The sequence below is a fragment of the Streptomyces sp. NPDC004539 genome, assembly GCF_040610055.1.
In the GTDB taxonomy this organism is placed as follows: Bacteria; Actinomycetota; Actinomycetes; order Streptomycetales; family Streptomycetaceae; genus Streptomyces.
Genome location: NZ_JBEXLS010000017.1, coordinates 104468 through 121358 on the forward strand (window position 1 = coordinate 104468; position 16891 = coordinate 121358).

Consider the following 16891-nt stretch of genomic DNA (forward strand, 5'->3'; position numbering starts at 1 on the left):
GGCCGGTTCACCTTGCCCGGAACCCGGTCCGGCGCTTCGGCCCGCCGTACCCGTTCACGCGCGTACGGCCCGGGTCTCGGCGGCGCTGACCTCTGTCGCCGGGGTCGGTGGCGGGCGGCGGGCCGTGTCGCTGGTCTTGACGAGGATGGCGATCAGGAGCCAGTTGGCGACCATGGAGGAGCCGCCCTGGGCGAGGAAGGGGAGGGCTTTGCCGGTGAGGGGGATGAGGCCGGTGACGCCGCCGCAGACCACGAAGACCTGGAGGACGAGCGCGGTGGCGAGACCGCCGGCGAGGAGCTTGCCGAACGGGTCGGTGACGACGAGGGCGGTGCGCAGGCCGCGTTCGGCGAGGAGGGCGTAGAGGAGGACGACGATCGTGACGCCGGTGAGGCCGAGTTCCTCGCCGACCGTGGTGAGGATGAAGTCGCTGCGCCCGGCGAAGCCGATCAGCTCGGGGTGGCCCTGGCCGAGACCGGTGCCGAGGAGGCCGCCCGAGCCGAAGCTGAACAGCGCCTGGGCGGCCTGGTCGGAGATCAGCCCCGGCGGGCGCTCGCCGGGCGGCAGGAAGATGTCCATGGGGTGGAGCCAGGCCACGACACGGCCGTGCACGTGCGGTTCGAAGGACCCGACGACGAACGCGCCGACGGCGAACATCGCGACGCCGAACACGACCCAGCTGGTGCGCTCGGTCGCGATGTACAGCATGACCACGAACAGCCCGAAGAAGATCAGCGAGGTCCCGAGGTCCCGTTCGAGGACCAGGACGAGCAGGCTCAGCAGCCACACCGCGGCGACCGGCCCGAACTGCCGCCCGCGCGGCAGGTACAGGCCCAGCAGCCGCCGTCCGGCGAGCGCGAGGGCGTCCCGGCGGAGCGTCAGGTACCCCGCGAAGAACACCACGATGACGATCTTCACGAACTCGCCGGGCTGGAAGGACAGCGGCCCGACGAAGATCCACCGCTTGGCGCCGTAGACGTCGCCGGGATAGAAGGCCGGCGCCATCAACAGGACCAGCCCGACGGCGATCGTGAGGTACGGATAGCGCTGGAGCCTGCGGTGGTCCCGCAGCAGGGCCACCGTCGCCGCGAACCCCACCACGGCGATGCCGCACCACACCAACTGCCCGGGTGCCGCCGGGGTCGCGTGCCGGTACAGCGTCCCGTAGGCGATGTCGAGGCGGTGGACGAGGACCAGCCCGAGCCCGCTGAGCAGCGTGGCCAGCGGCAGGATCAGCGGATCGGCGTGGCGCGCGAACCGTCGTACGGCGACATGGCACACCAGGGGCAGCGCGGCTGCCGCCAGGCACGTCCTCGCCAGGTCCGGCGGCAGCCGTCCGCCGACCGCGAGGGCCGTCTCCGCGTAGCCGTACGCGCAGATGGCGACGGCGGCCAGGAGCAGGAGCAGCTCCAGGTTCCGGTCGCTCAGCGAGCCCAACCGGCTTGGCGGCACTGCCGGTTCGCGCCGACTCGTCATGCCGTACCCCTCCGTCCGATCCACCGTCATGCCCCCGGTCCGGAGCACCGCCAAGATAGTCATACACTTGCGCAACAATGCAAATACACTGGTCGGGAACGGGTAAGAGGAGGGTCCGCGTGGCGGTTCACGGACGACGGCGCCGCAGGGTGTGGGCGGTGGTGGCCGGGGTGGGCGTCGTGCTGGCGCTCGCGGGCTACCTCACCGTCCGGTTCATCCGTTCACCGGTTTCCGACGGGTGCACGGCGCACGGCGCGGACGGCTCGACGGTCACCCTCGACCTGGACCAGGCGTCCCACGCCGCCACCATCGCGGCCGTGGCCCACGCGCGGGGCCTGCCGGAGCGGGCCGTCACCATCGCCCTGGCGACCGCGATCCAGGAGTCCAAACTCCGCAACCTCAGCTACGGGGACCGCGATTCGCTCGGCCTGTTCCAGCAGCGCCCGTCCCAGGGGTGGGGGACGTCCGCGCAGATCCTCGACCCCGTCCACGCGTCGGGCGAGTTCTTCGACGCGCTGGTCAGGGTGCCGGACTACCTCGGCCTGCCGGTCACGGTGGCCGCGCAGCGGGTCCAGCGCAGCGGCTATCCGGAGGCGTACGCCCGGCACGAGGGGATGGCGGCGACGCTGGCGGACGTGCTGACGGGGCGGGAGGGGCCGGGGTTGAGCTGCACGGTCGGCGGGGCCTACGACAGCGGGGCGAGCGGGGGCGGCGTCGCGACGGAGGTCGAGCGGGAGTTCGGCGGCACGCCGACTCCTCTGCCCGCCGCCGGCGGCGGTGTCACCTACTCGTTCGAGGCCGACCACGCCGCCGCGGGCTGGTCGCTCGCCCTCTGGCTGGTCTGCCACGCCACCCGACTCCACGCCGCGTCCGTGACGTTCGACGGCCACCGCTGGAGCAGCACCGCCTCCGACCGGGGCTGGACACGCACCGAGACCGGTCCCGGGCGGACCGGGACGCTGACGGTGGCTCTGAAGCGGTAGCCGGACCCCGCCATCGAGAACACTTGCCCAGTTGCGCGACCGTGCAACTATCGGGGCTGTTTCTCCGTCTCACTGGTGACAGCCCGGGACGGCACCCCCTCACCAGTCGTGCCTTCCCGCCCCTCCCCCTCCTCCCCCTCCCCCGACGAGACGAGCGAGAGCCAGCACATGCGCCATCAGCAGGAACGCGTCACCCAACGGCCCGGACCGGGAGCCATCGCGGCACTCCTGCTGGCCCCGCTGCTCCTGGGATACGGAGTGGACGCCCTGACCGGCGGCGGCCCCGGCTGGGGCGTGGTGGCCGGAGCGACGACGGGAGCCCTGCTCGCCGGCCTCGCGGCGGTACGCCGCCGCAGCCTCGGCTGGGTGGCGCCGCTCCCGGCCCTCGCCGTGGCCGGGGTCACGGCGGGCGCGGTGGCGGTGTCCGACGGTCCGCTGCCCACGCGCCTGGTGCGCTGGGCCGTCGCGGTGTTCCCGGCGATGGCGTCGGCGGAGTGCGCGGTGGCCGTCGTGGCGCTGACGGTGGCCGTGCTCCGCTCCAGGATGAACGGGAGGCGTCATGCCTGAACGCACAGGACACCGTCCACGCCCCTCCGCCTCCGGCCGCTGGCTCCCCCTCCTCCGCGCGGCGACCTGGGCAGTCTCGGCCGCCCTCCTCCTCGGCTGCGGCACCACCTGGTACGCGTACCGCTCCCTGACCCACGGGCTCACCACCTCCGACGCGCTCGACGCGGTACGCGCCAAGGCGCCCCGGCATCTCGACAACTCGGTGGACCTGCTGCTCGTCGGCCTCGACTCGCGCAAGGACATGAACGGCGACGACCTGCCCCGGCAGTTCGTGCAGACCGAACTGCACGCCGGGTCCAGCGACATCGGGTACTACAACACCAACACCCTGATCCTCATGCACATCCCCGCCGACGGCGGCAAGGTGCAGGCGTTCTCGATCCCGCGCGACGACTACGTCCGGACGCTGAACGGCGACGGCTCGGTGCAGGGCCACTTCAAGATCAAGGAGGCGTACGCCAACGCGTACACGACGGCCCACGACAGATACGCGCGGCAGGGCGTCGAGGGCGCGGACCTGGAGGCGAGGAGCCGGGAGGCAGGGCGCGAGGCGACGCTCGCCACGGTCCAGCAGTTCACCGGCGTGCCCATCGACCACTTCGCCGAGGTCAACCTCCTCGGCTTCTACGACATCGCGAAGGTCCTCCAGCCCATCACGGTCTGCCTCAGAAAGCCGGTGCGGGACCGCTATTCGGGGGCCGACTTCCCTGCGGGCGTACAGCGGTTGAACGCCCGGCAGGCGCTGGCGTTCGTCCGGCAGCGGCACGGTCTCGACGCCGGGGACCTGGACCGGACGCGCAGGCAGCAGGCGTTCATCTCGACGGTCACCCATCAGCTGAAGTCCGAGGGCGTCTGGGGCAGCCCGGCCAAGCTGCGCGGGCTGCTGGACGTCGTGAAGAAGGACGTCGTCCTGGACGACAGCTGGAACGTGCTCGACTTCGCGCAGGAGGCCCCCGATCTCACCGGCGGCAACGTCGTCTTCCACACCCTCCCGATCGAGGGCTTCGGCATCCGCAACCGCGAGGACGTCAACCTCGTGGACCCCGACAAGATCCGGTCGATCGTGAGCCAAGCCTTCGGCACGGCCGCCGCCCCGTCTCCCACCCCCTCCGGCAGCGCGACCGCCACCGTGGACATCGTCAACGGCAACGGCGGCCGGGGCCTCGCGTCCGCCGCACTGTCCTCCCTGACGGCACTCGGCTTCACCGCCGGCACGACCGGCAACACCGCCCCCCAGCCCACGACCACCGTCCGCTACGGCCCCGGCGCCCAGCAGGCGGCCCAGCGCGTCGCCGGTCTCCTCCACGCGGACACCACCACCGCCGGTCCGGCCGTCCCGGCGGGCCATGTCGCCGTCACCCTCGGGGGCGACTACACGCACCCCGGCGGGACAACCCCGACGCCTTCTCCTTCGAGTTCAAGCACGACGTCGGCGGACTCCGGTCCGGCGGTGAAGGCGGGCGGCGTGCCGTGCGTCGACTGACGGGGCAGCCAGGTAATTCCCGTCGGGATTTCGCTGGTGGAATACCGAACGGAAGGGCCCGAGACGCACGGGCCCTTCCGCGTCAATTCATCGGGAGCGGTCAACCGCATTCGATACGGTCGATCTGGTCGTACGCGGCGGCGTAATACTCGTCGCCGCTGTACGTCTCGATGAATCCGTTGGTGACACCCTGGTAGTCATGAGTGCCGGTGCCGGTGCAGTCCACCCAGATATAGGTGTCCAGGGAGGAACTGTCGTCGGTGTCGAAGGTCTGGGAGTAGAGCTCCTCCCAGCCGAACCAGCGTGACCAGGCGAGTCCGCTGTGCATCTGGATGTCGAGGACCTGGTAGAGACAGGAAGTGAGCGAGTCGTTGTAGATCAGGTTTCCCTGGCGGTAGACCAGGACCCACAGGCCGCAGCCCGTGGGATAGGCGGCCGGAGTGGCCTCCGCCTTTCCGCTCTCCGCGGAGCCGTAAGCGAGTTTCCCCGCGCCGGTCTTCGCGTCCGCCTTCACGTACGGGGCGGAGGTGACGTCCAGGATCTTCGCGCCGGACGCCTCCAGCGCCGCGATGCGCTGCTCCACGTTCACCGGGAGCGAGCGGGTGCCGGACCCGGTGTCCGGCGTCTGGGTCCGGGCCTGCGCCGAGCCGGCCGTCAGCAGCGTGAATACGCCGACCAGGGCGGCCAACAGGAAAATGACGCGTCGTTTCACATGTTCCCCCTGAGCAAGTGATCTTTCCCTTTTCGGGGATCGCTGTCAGCGGCAACACTAGGCGCGGAAAAGAACGACCGGCGCTCTCTTCACAGACCTTTCATTCCCTGTCGCCCTCGGGGGTGGCGCGTTCCTGACCGTGCCCCGGATTCATCGGCGGATCGGTGCGCGGTTCACGCGTTCCGCTTTCCCCGCCGCCTTCGTCTCCCTCGATGCCGTCCCGGACGGTTTCCTCACGCTCCGGCCAGGTCTTCTCCTCGGGCCCGCGAGATCGAAAAGAGAGAACGCGGCTCACCTTGATCTCTTTCACCTGATCATTCCTTTCCTGTTCCCTGAGCTGCTTCTGCCCTGCATATCCTGTCTCGAATACACCGGCGTGTCACACCACGGAATCCGCACACTCCGGACCGCACGGTCACACCCCCTCGGTGTTCCCACCCGCCCCCGACGTCATCGACACTCGTTCTCAAACCTGTGGACAAGGGAGCGATCGATGAGGGTCGTCGTGACGGGTGCGGCCGGGTTCCTGGGGCGGCTGCTGGTCGGGGAACTGCTGCGCGCGCCGTCGCTGGCCGGTGTTCCGGTGACCCGGCTGGTGCTGGTCGACCGGGTGTCCTGGCGCGAGGGTTCGGTGCCTGTGGAGCCGTGGGTGCGGGTGGTGTCGGGTGAGCTGGCCGGCTGTCTCGACGAGGTGTTCGGGGAGCCTGTGGATGTGGTGTTCCATCTCGCGGCGGCGGTGTCCGCGGAGTGTGAGGCCGATTTCGACCTCGGGATGCGTGTCAACGTGGATACCACCCGCGCGCTGCTGGAGGCGGCCCGCGCGCAGGCGGCGCGTGGTGGGCCGGTGGTGCGGGTGGTGTTCACCAGCAGCCTCGCCGTGTACGGACCGCTGCCGGGCGGGGGCGTTCCGGCCGCGGTCGACGAGACGACCCTGCCGGTGCCGCGTTCGAGCTACGGCACGCAGAAGCTGATGTGTGAGCACCTGATCGCGGACATGACCCGACGGGGCTTCGTCGACGGGCGGGTGGTCCGGCTGATGACCGTCGCGGTCCGGCCCGGGGCGCCGAACGCCGCCGCGTCCGGTTTCCTCTCCTCGATCGTCCGTGAGCCGCTCGCGGGACGGCCGGCCGTCTGCCCGGTCTCCCCCGAGCTGAAGGTGGCCCTGGCCTCGCCGCGCAGCACCGTCCGGGCCGTGCTGCGTGTCGCGGAGGCCGAGCGCGGCAGTGGTCCGGGACAGCTGGAGGGGACGGCGGCGGTGAACGTGCCCGCCCTGACCGTCTCGGTGGCCGACATGCTCGTCACCCTGCGGACGGTGGCGGGCGCCGGGGCCGCCGGCCTGGTGACCGTCTCACCGGACCCGGCCGTGGAGGCGGTCGTCGGCTCCTGGCCCGCGGTCTTCGACCACCGCCGCGCCACGGACCTGGGGCTGGCACCCGACCCGGACTTCGAGTCGCTGGTCCGCGCCTACATCGCCGACCATCCCGAGGCGGTGGCGCCCGAACACCGGGGCGGGCGGCCGGGCTGACTGCCGTCGGCCGGGCTGACCGCCGCCTGTTCGCGGGGCCCGTGCCGAGGCGAGCGGGGTGGGACCTGGAGCCACCCCTGTCACCTGGAGACACCCCGCCAACGGGAGCCGACGGTGGATCTCGGGTGTCAGACCAGCCCTGCGGCGAGGGCCCGCCGGACCGCGTCGGCACGGTCGCGGATGTCCGCCTTGGCGAACAGGTTGTTGATGTGCGTCTTGACCGTGGCCTCGCTCACGAAGAGCTCCTGGGCGATGGCCCGGTTCGGCAGTCCCCGCCCGATGAGCGTGAGCACCTCGCGTTCGCGGGGTGTGAGGTCCGCGGGCAGGGGCGGCCCGGCGGCCGGCGGGCGGGAGCGCACGGTGGCGAGGAGGCGGTCCTGCACCTCGCGGTCGAGGACGGACTGTCCCGCGGCGGCGGCCCGGATCGCGCGGACGATGTCCTGGCGTCCCGCGTTCTTCGTGAGATAGCCGCGGGCGCCGGCGCCCAGGGCGGCCAGGATCGAGTCGTCGTCCGCGAACGTGGTCAGCACCACCACGGCCGTCTCCGGGTACTCCTCAGCCAGTCGGCGGGTCGTCTCGATGCCGTCCATGACGGGCATGCGCAGGTCCATCAGGACGACGTCCACCGGTGCGGCGGCGACGGCGGCGAGGACCTCCGTGCCGTCCGCCGCGGCGGCGGTGACCTCGATGCCGTCGGACAGGGCGAGCACCGCGGCCAGCGGTTCACGGACGGCGGCCTGGTCGTCGGCGACGATCACCTTCAACGGCCGTGCGTTCTCGGTCGGTTCGCTCATCCCGGGATCACTGCCTCCACCTGCCAGCCGCCGCGGTCCGGTCCTTGCGTGACCGGACCGGCGGTGATGGTGCCGCCCAGCAGGGCGACGCGTTCGCGCATTCCTATCAGTCCCATGCCGCTGCCGACGCCACCGTCCGCCGCACGGGCCGCCGGGCCGTTGCGGACGCTCAGCGCCGTCGATTCGGGAGCGAACGCCAGCAGCACCGCGACGTCGCCGCCCGGGGCGTGCCGGGCCGCGTTGGTCAGCGCTTCCTGGGCGATCCGCAGCAGGTTCTGGGTGACCTGCGCGGGCAGCTCGCGGACGGTTCCGGTGACGGTGAGGACGTCGCGGTGGCCCGAGGACTCGATCATCGCCGTCAGGCTCTCCACCAGCGGAAGGGAGTCCTCGCGCAGCGCGTGCACGGTCCACTGGGCCTGTTTCAGGCTCTCCTTGACCAGGCTGTGCGCCTTGTCGTGCGCCTCGCGGACCCTGTCCAGGTCACCGGTGTCGATCAGGGCGTCCGCGAGTTCCAGCTGCATGTTGATCCCGGCGAGCGAGTGGGCCAGCACGTCGTGGACGTCCCGGGCGATCCGGCCGCGCTCGGTGAGGACGGCGGCCCGGGCCTCGGCGCGGGCGGCCCGCTCGGCGGACTCGGCGGACCTGACCATCGCCTCGACCGCGCGCTGCCGGCTGCGGCTGAGCATCCCGGCGACGACCGGGACGCCGGTGGTGAGGCCGACCGGCCAGGGCAGCAGGTCGTGACCGTGGCCGGGGCGCAGATACAGGACGGCGGCGCACAGCAGGCCGCACAGGGCCGCCAGCGAGAGCGCCTGTCCGGCGGGGAGTCGGTAGCCGATGTGGCCGACCAGGAAGTACGCGAACAGATAGCCGGCGCCGGTGTCGCTGACGGCGAGGAGGGCGGCGGCGGCCATGACGCCGGTGGTCAGCCAGACCAGGGCGACGCGCGGGGAGAGCCGGTCGTCGGACAGATGCCGGGCCAGCAGCGCGACGGAGCAGACCGCGAGCAGGGCGGCGACCGCGAGGCCCCGGCCTTCGAGCCCCACCGGCCGGACGGTCGCGACGGCCGAGGCGATCACGCCCAGGGTGATGACGCCGTGCAGGCTGTTGTCGTGGCGGGGCACGGCCCGCGGGCCGGACTCCTCCACGGGAGCCGGCCCGGGGGCGGGGGCACGGTCGGATGCGGACACGGCGTGACCATAACCCATGGTCAGGCGGTGTGGCTGAGGGCCGTCGCGGGGCGCCGGCCGGCGGGCCCCTGCGGGGCGCGGGCGGCCACGCGGCTCCGGACGAAGATCGTGGCCAGCCTGGTGATCACCTCGGTCATCGCCATCAGGACGAACGCGGCGACCCAGGCATCGCTGGAGGTGATGTGGTGGGTGACGCTGAACCGGGCCACGTCGTCGGCGCCGCCGTGATCGACCCAGATCTGGAACGCCATCCGGGCACCCATGCCGAGCACCCACAGGAGGGCGGACGCGACGCCCGCCTTGATGAGGAGGTGTCCGCCGACGGCGCGAATCCGGGTGAAGACGCCCCCCGCGATGCCGAGGGCCGCGCCCACGGCCGTCAGAGCGCCGATCAGCACCAGGTCGTTGCCCCCCGTGGGCACACCGGTGAGGTACTGGGACGCCACGAAGGCCACGATCCCGAGAGGGATCAGGTAGGACTTGAGGCTCAGCCGGTCCTCCCGCAACTGCCGGAAGACGATGAGGACGAGGGCGATGTCGGTGATCCAGTCGGTCGTGTTCATGCCTCGATCCTGCTGACGGAAGGCTTCACGCACCTGGACCCACGGGTGGAGATGCGGGTGGACATCACCGGCCGGTGAGGGTGGAGTGCCCGCGCCTCCAATGCATGAATCGTTTCACTCACCGCGCGAATCACCTCGGCAGCCGACCCGCCACCCCTCCCCCTCCTCGTGACGGAATCAGATTCCTTGGCCGAAACCCTAGCCACGAATACTGAACGGCGCTAGCTTTCCGAGGGTGAGCCCCGCCGCTCACGCGCCGATTCGAACTGTTCAGACAGATTCGACGAGCGCTCACCACTCCCCTCCCCTTTGGCGGGTACCGGTCGACACCCGAACATCCCTCAAGTCGTCGACGTACTGAAAGGTTTCAATCCCGCCATCGCCCCTCCCCGCAGAGAGGTCACATCGCCGTGTCTTCTTCCACCACCCCGTCCCCGACCGCCCCGGCTCCCGCCGAGGGGCCCGAGGAGTCCTCGGGACTCGGCGTACGTCTGGCCCTGATCGCGCTCGCGCTCATGTGGCCGACGCAGTTGCTCTCGCTGTCCGGTCTGCTCGGCGGCAACGCCCAGGCGTCCGTCGCGCAGCACTTCCACACCACGCAGATCGGCTGGTTCATCCTGGTCCCGGGCCTGGTGACGACCGCGATCACACCGTTCGTCGTGAAGCTCGCCGACTTCCACGGCAAGCGCAACGTCATGATCGCCATCACCGTGCTGGGCCTGGTCGGCGACATCGTCGCCGCGCTGTCCACCAGCTACGGCATGCTCCTGTTCGGCCGGGCGATCGCCGGGTTCTACGGGCCGATCGCGGCCCTCGCCTACGCCTCCGTCCGCGAGCTGTTCCCACCCAGACAGGCGGGCACGGCCAGCGGGCTGATCGGCAGCGGCATCGCCTTCGTGGCGCTCGGCGGCCCCTTCCTGACGGGCTGGCTGCTCGACTCCTTCGGTTTCCGCGGGGTGCTCTGGGCGCTGTCCGCCGCGACCGGCATCGGCCTGCTGCTCCTGCTCACCGTCATCCCGGAGACCCCGCAGCGCACCCCGCGCACCAAGGTGAACTGGCTCGGCGGCGCCCTCCTCGGCGGCGGGGCGGCAAGCCTCACGTACGGCATCGGGAAGGGCGGCGACTGGGGCTGGTCCGACTCCGGCACCCTCGGTTTCATCCTCGGGGGCCTCCTCGCCGTCCTCGTCTACGTCGTGACCGACACCCGCAGCGCGCACCCGATCTTCGACCTGCGCATGCTGTCGCGCCGCTCGGTGTGGACCGTGACGCTGGCCGCCGCCCTGGTCACCGGGACGGTGTACGGCACCGGCATCATCGGCCAGTTGCTCGTCCTGTTCCCGAAGATCCCCGGGGTCTCCGACGGGCTGGGCATGACCGCCACGCACTTCGCGGTGATCGGCATCCCGTCGAGCGTCCTCATCCTCGTCGTCGGCTTCGGTTCGGGTGCCGCGCTGCGCAAGCTGGACGCCCGGGTCCCGCTGGGGCTGGGCGCCCTGCTCGCCGCCGCCGGGTTCCTGCTCCAGCGGCAATGGCACTACAGCGACGGGCAGTTGATGCTGCTCGGCGTGGTGTCCGCGTTCGCGCTGGGCCTGATCGTGTCGTCCTGGCCGGTGCTTCTCATGCAGGCGGTGACCCCGCAGGAGCAAGCCGCCGCCAACGGTCTCCAGTCACTGTTCCAGGGTGTGGTGATCGCCGTCGTCAGCCAGTCGGTGTACGTCGTGCTGGCCCAGGACAGCCGGATCGTCCAGGGCACCCGCTTCTATCTGGACGCCGGCTACCGCAACGCCATGCTCCTCGGCGCCGGTCTGGCCGTCCTCGGCGCGCTGGCGGTCCTGCTGATCCCCCGGCTGCGCCCGGCCGAACCGGCGGCGGCCGGCGCCTGACCGCCGGGGCCGCCGTACGACCTGCCCCGCGACGGCGGCCCCGGCTCCTCCCTCCTTGTTCCTTACTCCTTGCTCCTTGTTCGAAAGGCAGCCTCGCCCATGTTCTGTCGGACCCCGCTCGGCCTCACCCGCCGCCGCGACGGCCTGTCCCCGGGGATCACCGCCCTCGTCCCCGGTGGCATGCGGAAGGCCCCGGTGCAGTACCTTCGGAGCGTGACGATGCCGCAGAACCCCCGGGGCCCCTACCGCAAGGGCCGCGAACGCCGCGAGCAGATTCTGCGGGCCGCTCTGGAGGTGTTCGCGGAGCACGGCGAGCGGGGTTCGTCGCTCAAGGAGATCGCCGAGCGGGTCGGGATCTCGCAGGCGGGGGTGCTGCATCACTTCGGCTCCCGCGAGGAGTTGCTGGTGGCGGTGCTGGCGGAGCGTGACGCGCTGGACGTCGAGGCGACCACCGACGTCACCTCCCCGGGCGAGGCGGTCGTACGGACCGCGGCCCACAACGCCGGTCACCGCGGTCTGGTGGACCTGTTCGTCACGCTGTCCGCCGCGGCCTCGGACCCGGAGCACCCGGCGCACGCGTTCTTCACCCGCCGGTACGCCGATCTCACGGAGTCCATCGAGCGGGGGCTCCGGCAGGGCCAGGAGCAGGACGTGGTCCGCACGGACGTCGGCGCGGACCGGATGGCACGGATGCTGGTCGCGCTCTCCGACGGGCTCCAGTTGCAGTGGCTGCTGAATCCGGACGTCGAGATGGCGGAGACGATCGAGGCGTTCAACTCGATGTGCCGCAGCCTGCCGGTCGCGGAAACCGACGGCGCCTGAGCCGCGCGCTCCTCCCCTGTTCCTGATCACCCCGGCGTGCGCCCACGCGTGCACTCACCCGCGCCGACGCCGAGGGCTCCCCTTCTTCCCCCTCCAGAGGTTCGCCATGCCCGCACCCACCCGTCTCCGTGTCGAGCACCTCGACGACGCCGTCCTCGGCACCCACGAACTCCGGCCCCGGCTCTCCTGGTGGCTGCCGGACGGCACCGCCCGCCAGACCGCCTACCGCGTCCGCACCGGCACCTGGGACTCGGGCCGCGTGGAGAGCGGGGACACCGTCCTCGTCCCCTACACGGGACCCGACCCGGCGCCGGGCGAGCGGGTCACCTGGCAGGTCAAGGTCTGGACCGACCAGGGCGAGAGCGACTGGTCCGCGCCCGCCCACTGGGAGGTCCTGGGCATCGGCGCGGACACCCCGGCCCGCTGGATCGAACCCGCCGAGGGCGAGGTGCCGGAGGCGGGGCGGCGTCCGGCCCACCTGCTGCGGCACGCGTTCACCCTGGACACCGTCCCCGTCCGAGCGCGCGTGCACGCGACGGCGCACGGCGTGTACGAGCTGTTCGTCAACGGCAGCCGGGTCGGCGACCACGAACTCGCCCCCGGGTTCACGGCGTACCGTTCGCGGCTGCATGTGCAGAGCTATGACGTCACCGGTCTGCTGCGGCCCGGGGCGAACGTCGTCGGGGCGGTGCTGTCGGACGGCTGGTTCCGGGGGCGTACCGGTTTCCACCGGATTCCGGACGGCTACGGCGGCCGTACCGCCCTGTGGGGTGTGCTGCGCGCCGAGGCCGCCGACGGGTCGGTCGTCGAGGTGGGGACCGGGCAGGGGTGGTTCTCGCAGGGGTCGGAGATCGTGTCGGCGGATCTGATGGACGGCCAGAGCACGGACTTCGGGCGGGTGGTCCCCGGCTGGTCCGAACCCGGCGGTGAGGGGGCCGGGTGGGAGGCGGCGCGGGTGGTGGGCGGTGGTCTGTACGGGGACGCGGGGCGGCTGACGAGCAGTCCGGCGCCGCCGGTGCGGCAGGTGGAGGAGTTGGCCGCCGTCTCGGTGGGGGTGCCAAGGGCGGGGGTCCATGTCGTGGACTTCGGGCAGAACGTGAACGGGTGGGTGCGGCTCGCCGACCTGGGGCCGTCCGGTACGGCGCTGACGTTGACGCACGGCGAGTGTCTGGGCCCCGACGGGGATGTGACGACGGATCACCTCGACGCGGACGACCCGGTCGCCGGGGTGCTGCCGGTGGGGCAGCGGGACCGGGTCGTCTCGGCGGGGCGGCCGGGTGAGGTGTTCGAGCCCCGGCACACCGTCCACGGGTTCCGGTACGTCCGCATCGAGGGCCATCCCGGCCCGCTGGCGGCGGAGAGCGTGCGGGCGGTCGTGGTCCACACCGATCTGCGGCGGACCGGCTGGTTCCGGTGCGACGACGAGCGTCTGAACCGGCTGCACGAGATGGCCGTGTGGAGTTTCCGGGGCAACGCCTGCGACGTCCCCACGGACTGCCCCACCCGTGAGCGGGCCGGGTTCACCGGCGACTGGCAGATCTTCGCCCCGACGGCCGGTTTCCTCTACGACGTCGCGGGCTTCTCCGTGAAGTGGCTGCGCGATCTCGCGGCGGACCAGTGGCCCGACGGCCGCGTCCCCAACTGGGTCCCCGAACCCGGCCTGGACCGGCGCTCCGAGGACACCTACGCCTACATCAACGGCTCGGCCGGCTGGGGCGACGCCGCCGTGCTCGTGCCCTGGGAGACGTATCAGACGTACGGTGACGAGCGCGTCCTCGCCGAGAGCTACCGCTCGATGGTCCGCTGGGTCGAGTTCGCCGCCACGGCCGCGCGCGAGGGCCGGCACGCCGAGCGCGTCCGGCTCCGTCCCGAGGCCGCGCCGCACGAGGAGTACCTGTGGGACGCGGGGTTCCACTGGGGCGAGTGGACCGAGCCCGCGCGGGACGGCGACGTCCCCTTCTACCTCCAGGACCAGGGGATCGTCGCGACGGCCTACCTGTACCGCTCCGCGCAGCTCCTCTCGCGTGCCGCGTCGGTGCTGGGCGAGGACGCGGACGCCGCCCGGTACGCCGCCTACGCCGGGCGCGTGCTGGACGCCTGGCGCACGGAGTTCGTCCGGCCCGACGGCGGTCTGGCCCGCGATTCTCAGGCAACGTACGTGCGCGCCCTCGCGTTCGGGCTGGTCCCTGAGGAGGCGCGCGCGGGTGTCGCCGAGCGGCTGGTGGCGCTGGTCCGTGAGGCGGGGACCCATCTCGGCACCGGGTTCCTCGCCACGCCGTACTTGCTGCCCGTCCTGGCCGACGCCGGGCATCTCGACGTGGCGTACGAGCTGCTGCTCCAGGACACCGTGCCGTCCTGGCTGGCGATGGTGGCGGCCGGGGCCACCACGGTGTGGGAGGACTGGGACGCCGTCCGGTCCGACGGCAGTCTCCACGGCTCCATGAACCACTACAGCAAGGGTGCGGTCGTCTCCTTCCTGCACCGCCATGTCGCCGGCCTCCACCCGCGTGAGGACGCGCCCGGCTACCGCCGTTTCGACGTCCGGCCGCGACCGGGTGGCGGACTGACGCGCGCTCGGGCCGAGTTCGACTCGGTACGCGGGCGGATCGCGGTGAGCTGGCGGATCGAGGACGGCCGCTTCACTCTCGACGTCACGGTCCCGCCGACGGCGTCGGCGGCCGTGGTGCTGCCGGACGGGGCGGGCTTCGAGGCGGGGCCCGGGGTGCACCGGTACGTGTGCGGGATGCGCTGAACGCGGCGTCCCCGAGGGGGCGTTCAGTCGACGGCGCCGCGGGCGCGGGTGGTGAAGCCGGAGAGGAACAGGGTGAGCCAGCGGGCCCGGACGGGGGCGGGGCGGTCGGTGGGGGCGGTGGCGAAGAGGAGGTAGAAGTCGTCGATGGTGATGTCCGGGTGGATGTCGCCGTCGGACTGGCCGGCCCGGATCAGCACGGTGAGCGCCTCGACCGTACGGGCCACCGCGGCCTCGTCGACCGGGTCGGCGCCGAGGGCGAGGGCGGCCGACTTGACCGCGCGGTCGGCCGCCGACGCCTCGACGACGCGTTCGAGGAATCCGGTGATCTCGTCCAGTGGGCGGCTGCCCGAGGCGAGGCGTTCGGCGGCGGCCTCGGCTTCGGTGGCGACGCCCTGGAGGTATTCGGCGATCACGCCGGTGACCAGGTCGGTCTTGTTGGGGAAGTGCCGGTAGAGGGTGCCGACGGCGACGCCGGCCGCAGCCGCGATCTCGTCCATTCCGACGTCCGGTCCGTGCAGCGCGATCTGTTCGCGGGCGGCGTCGACGATCTTCCGCCGGTTGCGGACGGCGTCGGCGCGCGGGGCGCGGGGCGGGGTCATGGGGCTCCTCCGGTGGCCGTGGGGTCCGGCGCTTGCAATAACGTGAACGTGTGGTTCACTATAAATCATGAACCGCTGGTTCACTTTAACCCGCCGTCGCGGCTTCCCCCTTTTCCCACGCCTCCACGGAGCACCCCCATGTCCGAACGCAGCCTGCTCCTCGTCCTCTCGACCCCGCTGCCGGGCCGGGAGGCCGAGTTCGACCACTGGTACGACCACACCCACATCCCCCAGGTCTCGGCCCTCCCCGGCTGGACCTCCGCGCGTCGCCTGCGCCTGCACCCCGCCCGGCTGAGCGACCAGCTCCCGCCGAGCCCGTACCGGTGCCTGACCGTCTGGGACATCGACGGCGACCCGGCCGCCGCCTTCACGGCGCACGACGAGGCGCTCGCGGCCGGACGGCTCGACCTCACGACGGCCGTCGACCCGAGCGGCGTCGCCGCCTGGACGTTCCAGCCGCTGCCCGGCGCGACGCGCTGACCGGCACCCCGACAACGACCCCGAGGAACACCACCATGACCACCCCCCGCACCTTCTCTCTCGGCGGCGACCTGACCGTCGGCCGTCTCGGCTACGGCACGATGTGGCTCACCGGCCCCGGCGTCTGGGGCGAACCCGCCGACCGGCCGAACGCCCTGCGTGTCCTGCGCGCCGCCGTCGAGCAGGGCGTCACCTTCATCGACACCGCCGACTCGTACGGGCCGATGGTGACCGAACGTCTCGTGGCCGACGCGCTCCACCCCTACCCGGAGGGGGTCGTCGTGGCGACCAAGGTGGGCAACGCCCGCCCCGGGCCCGGCGTGTTCGTGCCGGTCGGGCACCCCGCCTATCTGCGGCAGCAGACGGAACTGTCCCTGCGGGAGCTGCGGACCGAGCGGATCGACCTCATGCAGCTCCACCGCGTCGACCCGGCCGTCCCCCTGGCCGAACAGGTCGGCACGCTCGCGGAGTTGAAGAAGGAGGGCAAGATCCGGCACATCGGCCTCTCCGAGGTCACCGTGGCACAGCTCAAGGAGGCACAGACGATCACCGAGATCGCCAGCGTCCAGAACCTCTACAACCTGGTCACCCGCCAGTCCCAGGACGTCCTTGAGTACGCCACCGCCCAGAACATCGCCTTCATCCCCTGGTTCCCCATGGCCATGGGCAAACTCGCCCAGCCCGGCAGCCCGGTGACCGACATCGCCGCCGAACTCCACACCACCCCCGCCCAGCTCGCCCTCGCCTGGCTCCTCCACATCTCCCCCGTCGTCCTGCCCATCCCCGGCACGACCTCGGTGGACCACCTCACCGAAAACCTCCGCGCGACCGACCTCACCCTCACCGAAACAGACGTGACACGCCTGACGGCGCTCGCCTGACGTTCAAGGAGACTGTCCTGCCGGGCACGGCCTGCACGCCCAGGGCGCCAACGGATCGGGACGAATGCCCACTCACGTGGGTCGAGCACTTCAGCCAGGCCCTGCCTTCCCATTCGGATCGCAGGGCGTGGGGAACTCCCCGATCCTGGAAGCCGTGCCTGTCGACCTCCCCGGACTGGCACCC

General features: G+C 71.9%; 16 protein-coding genes. 9 read left to right on the forward strand and 7 right to left on the reverse strand.

Annotated features, from left to right (window positions below; translation table 11 throughout):
* Window positions 1–54: 54 nt before the first annotated feature.
* On the reverse strand, window positions 55–1473 hold the full coding sequence (locus ABZX85_RS30825) for an FtsW/RodA/SpoVE family cell cycle protein (protein ID WP_355875595.1): 1419 nt from the start codon (window positions 1471–1473) through the stop codon (window positions 55–57).
* A 119-nt stretch (window positions 1474–1592) separates the two neighbouring features.
* Here ABZX85_RS30825 and ABZX85_RS30830 point away from each other — a divergent pair, with 119 nt between their 5' ends.
* The 3 genes from ABZX85_RS30830 to ABZX85_RS30840 all read left to right on the forward strand — a co-directional run bounded on the left by ABZX85_RS30830 (window position 1593) and on the right by ABZX85_RS30840 (window position 4506).
* Window positions 1593–2456 carry a hypothetical protein gene (locus tag ABZX85_RS30830; protein ID WP_355875598.1) on the forward strand — a complete coding sequence of 288 codons (864 nt, stop codon included), beginning with the start codon at window positions 1593–1595 and terminating at the stop codon, window positions 2454–2456.
* A gap of 108 nt (window positions 2457–2564) precedes the next feature.
* The gene (locus ABZX85_RS30835) at window positions 2565–3023 is read left to right on the forward strand and encodes a hypothetical protein (RefSeq protein WP_355875601.1); all 459 of its coding nucleotides are present in this window, start codon (window positions 2565–2567) and stop codon (window positions 3021–3023) included.
* Window positions 3016–4506: an LCP family protein gene (locus ABZX85_RS30840; RefSeq protein WP_355875603.1), complete on the forward strand. Its 1491-nt coding sequence runs from the start codon at window positions 3016–3018 to the stop codon at window positions 4504–4506. The genes ABZX85_RS30835 and ABZX85_RS30840 overlap by 8 nt, the downstream gene beginning before the upstream one ends.
* A gap of 100 nt (window positions 4507–4606) precedes the next feature.
* On the opposite strand, the gene ABZX85_RS30845 is transcribed toward ABZX85_RS30840, so the two are convergent.
* Both ABZX85_RS30845 and ABZX85_RS30850 read right to left on the reverse strand, forming a co-directional pair.
* Complete coding sequence (locus tag ABZX85_RS30845) at window positions 4607–5218, reverse strand: hypothetical protein (protein ID WP_355875606.1); 612 nt, start codon at window positions 5216–5218, stop codon at window positions 4607–4609.
* 100 nt (window positions 5219–5318) lie between these two features.
* The gene (locus ABZX85_RS30850) at window positions 5319–5528 is read right to left on the reverse strand and encodes a hypothetical protein (RefSeq protein WP_355875609.1); all 210 of its coding nucleotides are present in this window, start codon (window positions 5526–5528) and stop codon (window positions 5319–5321) included.
* A 183-nt stretch (window positions 5529–5711) separates the two neighbouring features.
* Here ABZX85_RS30850 and denD point away from each other — a divergent pair, with 183 nt between their 5' ends.
* Window positions 5712–6743: a D-erythronate dehydrogenase gene (gene denD, locus ABZX85_RS30855; protein ID WP_355875611.1), complete on the forward strand. Its 1032-nt coding sequence runs from the start codon at window positions 5712–5714 to the stop codon at window positions 6741–6743.
* Window positions 6744–6871: 128 nt separating this feature from the next.
* Here the strand turns inward: denD and ABZX85_RS30860 are convergent, their stop codons facing one another.
* The 3 genes from ABZX85_RS30860 to ABZX85_RS30870 are packed head-to-tail and all read right to left on the reverse strand — an operon-like array spanning window position 6872 to window position 9290.
* Window positions 6872–7537 carry a response regulator transcription factor gene (locus ABZX85_RS30860; RefSeq protein WP_355875613.1) on the reverse strand — a complete coding sequence of 222 codons (666 nt, stop codon included), beginning with the start codon at window positions 7535–7537 and terminating at the stop codon, window positions 6872–6874.
* A complete protein-coding gene (locus ABZX85_RS30865; protein ID WP_355875615.1) occupies window positions 7534–8745 on the reverse strand; it encodes a histidine kinase in 1212 nt (403 codons plus the stop codon). The genes ABZX85_RS30860 and ABZX85_RS30865 overlap by 4 nt, the downstream gene beginning before the upstream one ends.
* Window positions 8746–8747: 2 nt before the next feature.
* The gene (locus tag ABZX85_RS30870) at window positions 8748–9290 is read right to left on the reverse strand and encodes a hypothetical protein (protein WP_355875617.1); all 543 of its coding nucleotides are present in this window, start codon (window positions 9288–9290) and stop codon (window positions 8748–8750) included.
* Window positions 9291–9700: 410 nt separating this feature from the next.
* Between ABZX85_RS30870 and ABZX85_RS30875 the strand changes: the two genes are divergently transcribed.
* The 3 genes from ABZX85_RS30875 to ABZX85_RS30885 all read left to right on the forward strand — a co-directional run bounded on the left by ABZX85_RS30875 (window position 9701) and on the right by ABZX85_RS30885 (window position 14747).
* Window positions 9701–11173, forward strand: coding sequence for an MFS transporter (locus ABZX85_RS30875; protein ID WP_355875619.1), 1473 nt, complete (start codon window positions 9701–9703; stop codon window positions 11171–11173).
* A 99-nt stretch (window positions 11174–11272) separates the two neighbouring features.
* Complete coding sequence (locus ABZX85_RS30880) at window positions 11273–11995, forward strand: TetR/AcrR family transcriptional regulator (RefSeq protein ID WP_355875622.1); 723 nt, start codon at window positions 11273–11275, stop codon at window positions 11993–11995.
* Window positions 11996–12101: 106 nt separating this feature from the next.
* Window positions 12102–14747 carry a family 78 glycoside hydrolase catalytic domain gene (locus ABZX85_RS30885; RefSeq protein ID WP_355875625.1) on the forward strand — a complete coding sequence of 882 codons (2646 nt, stop codon included), beginning with the start codon at window positions 12102–12104 and terminating at the stop codon, window positions 14745–14747.
* A 23-nt stretch (window positions 14748–14770) separates the two neighbouring features.
* Here ABZX85_RS30885 and ABZX85_RS30890 read toward each other — a convergent pair whose 3' ends face one another.
* The gene (locus ABZX85_RS30890; RefSeq protein ID WP_355875628.1) at window positions 14771–15346 is read right to left on the reverse strand and encodes a helix-turn-helix domain-containing protein; all 576 of its coding nucleotides are present in this window, start codon (window positions 15344–15346) and stop codon (window positions 14771–14773) included.
* A 138-nt stretch (window positions 15347–15484) separates the two neighbouring features.
* Here ABZX85_RS30890 and ABZX85_RS30895 point away from each other — a divergent pair, with 138 nt between their 5' ends.
* Entirely contained in the window at window positions 15485–15826 is a 342-nt protein-coding gene (locus tag ABZX85_RS30895) for a hypothetical protein (protein WP_355875631.1), read from the forward strand.
* 35 nt (window positions 15827–15861) lie between these two features.
* Complete coding sequence (locus ABZX85_RS30900; RefSeq protein WP_355875634.1) at window positions 15862–16707, forward strand: aldo/keto reductase; 846 nt, start codon at window positions 15862–15864, stop codon at window positions 16705–16707.
* Window positions 16708–16891: the final 184 nt, after the last annotated feature.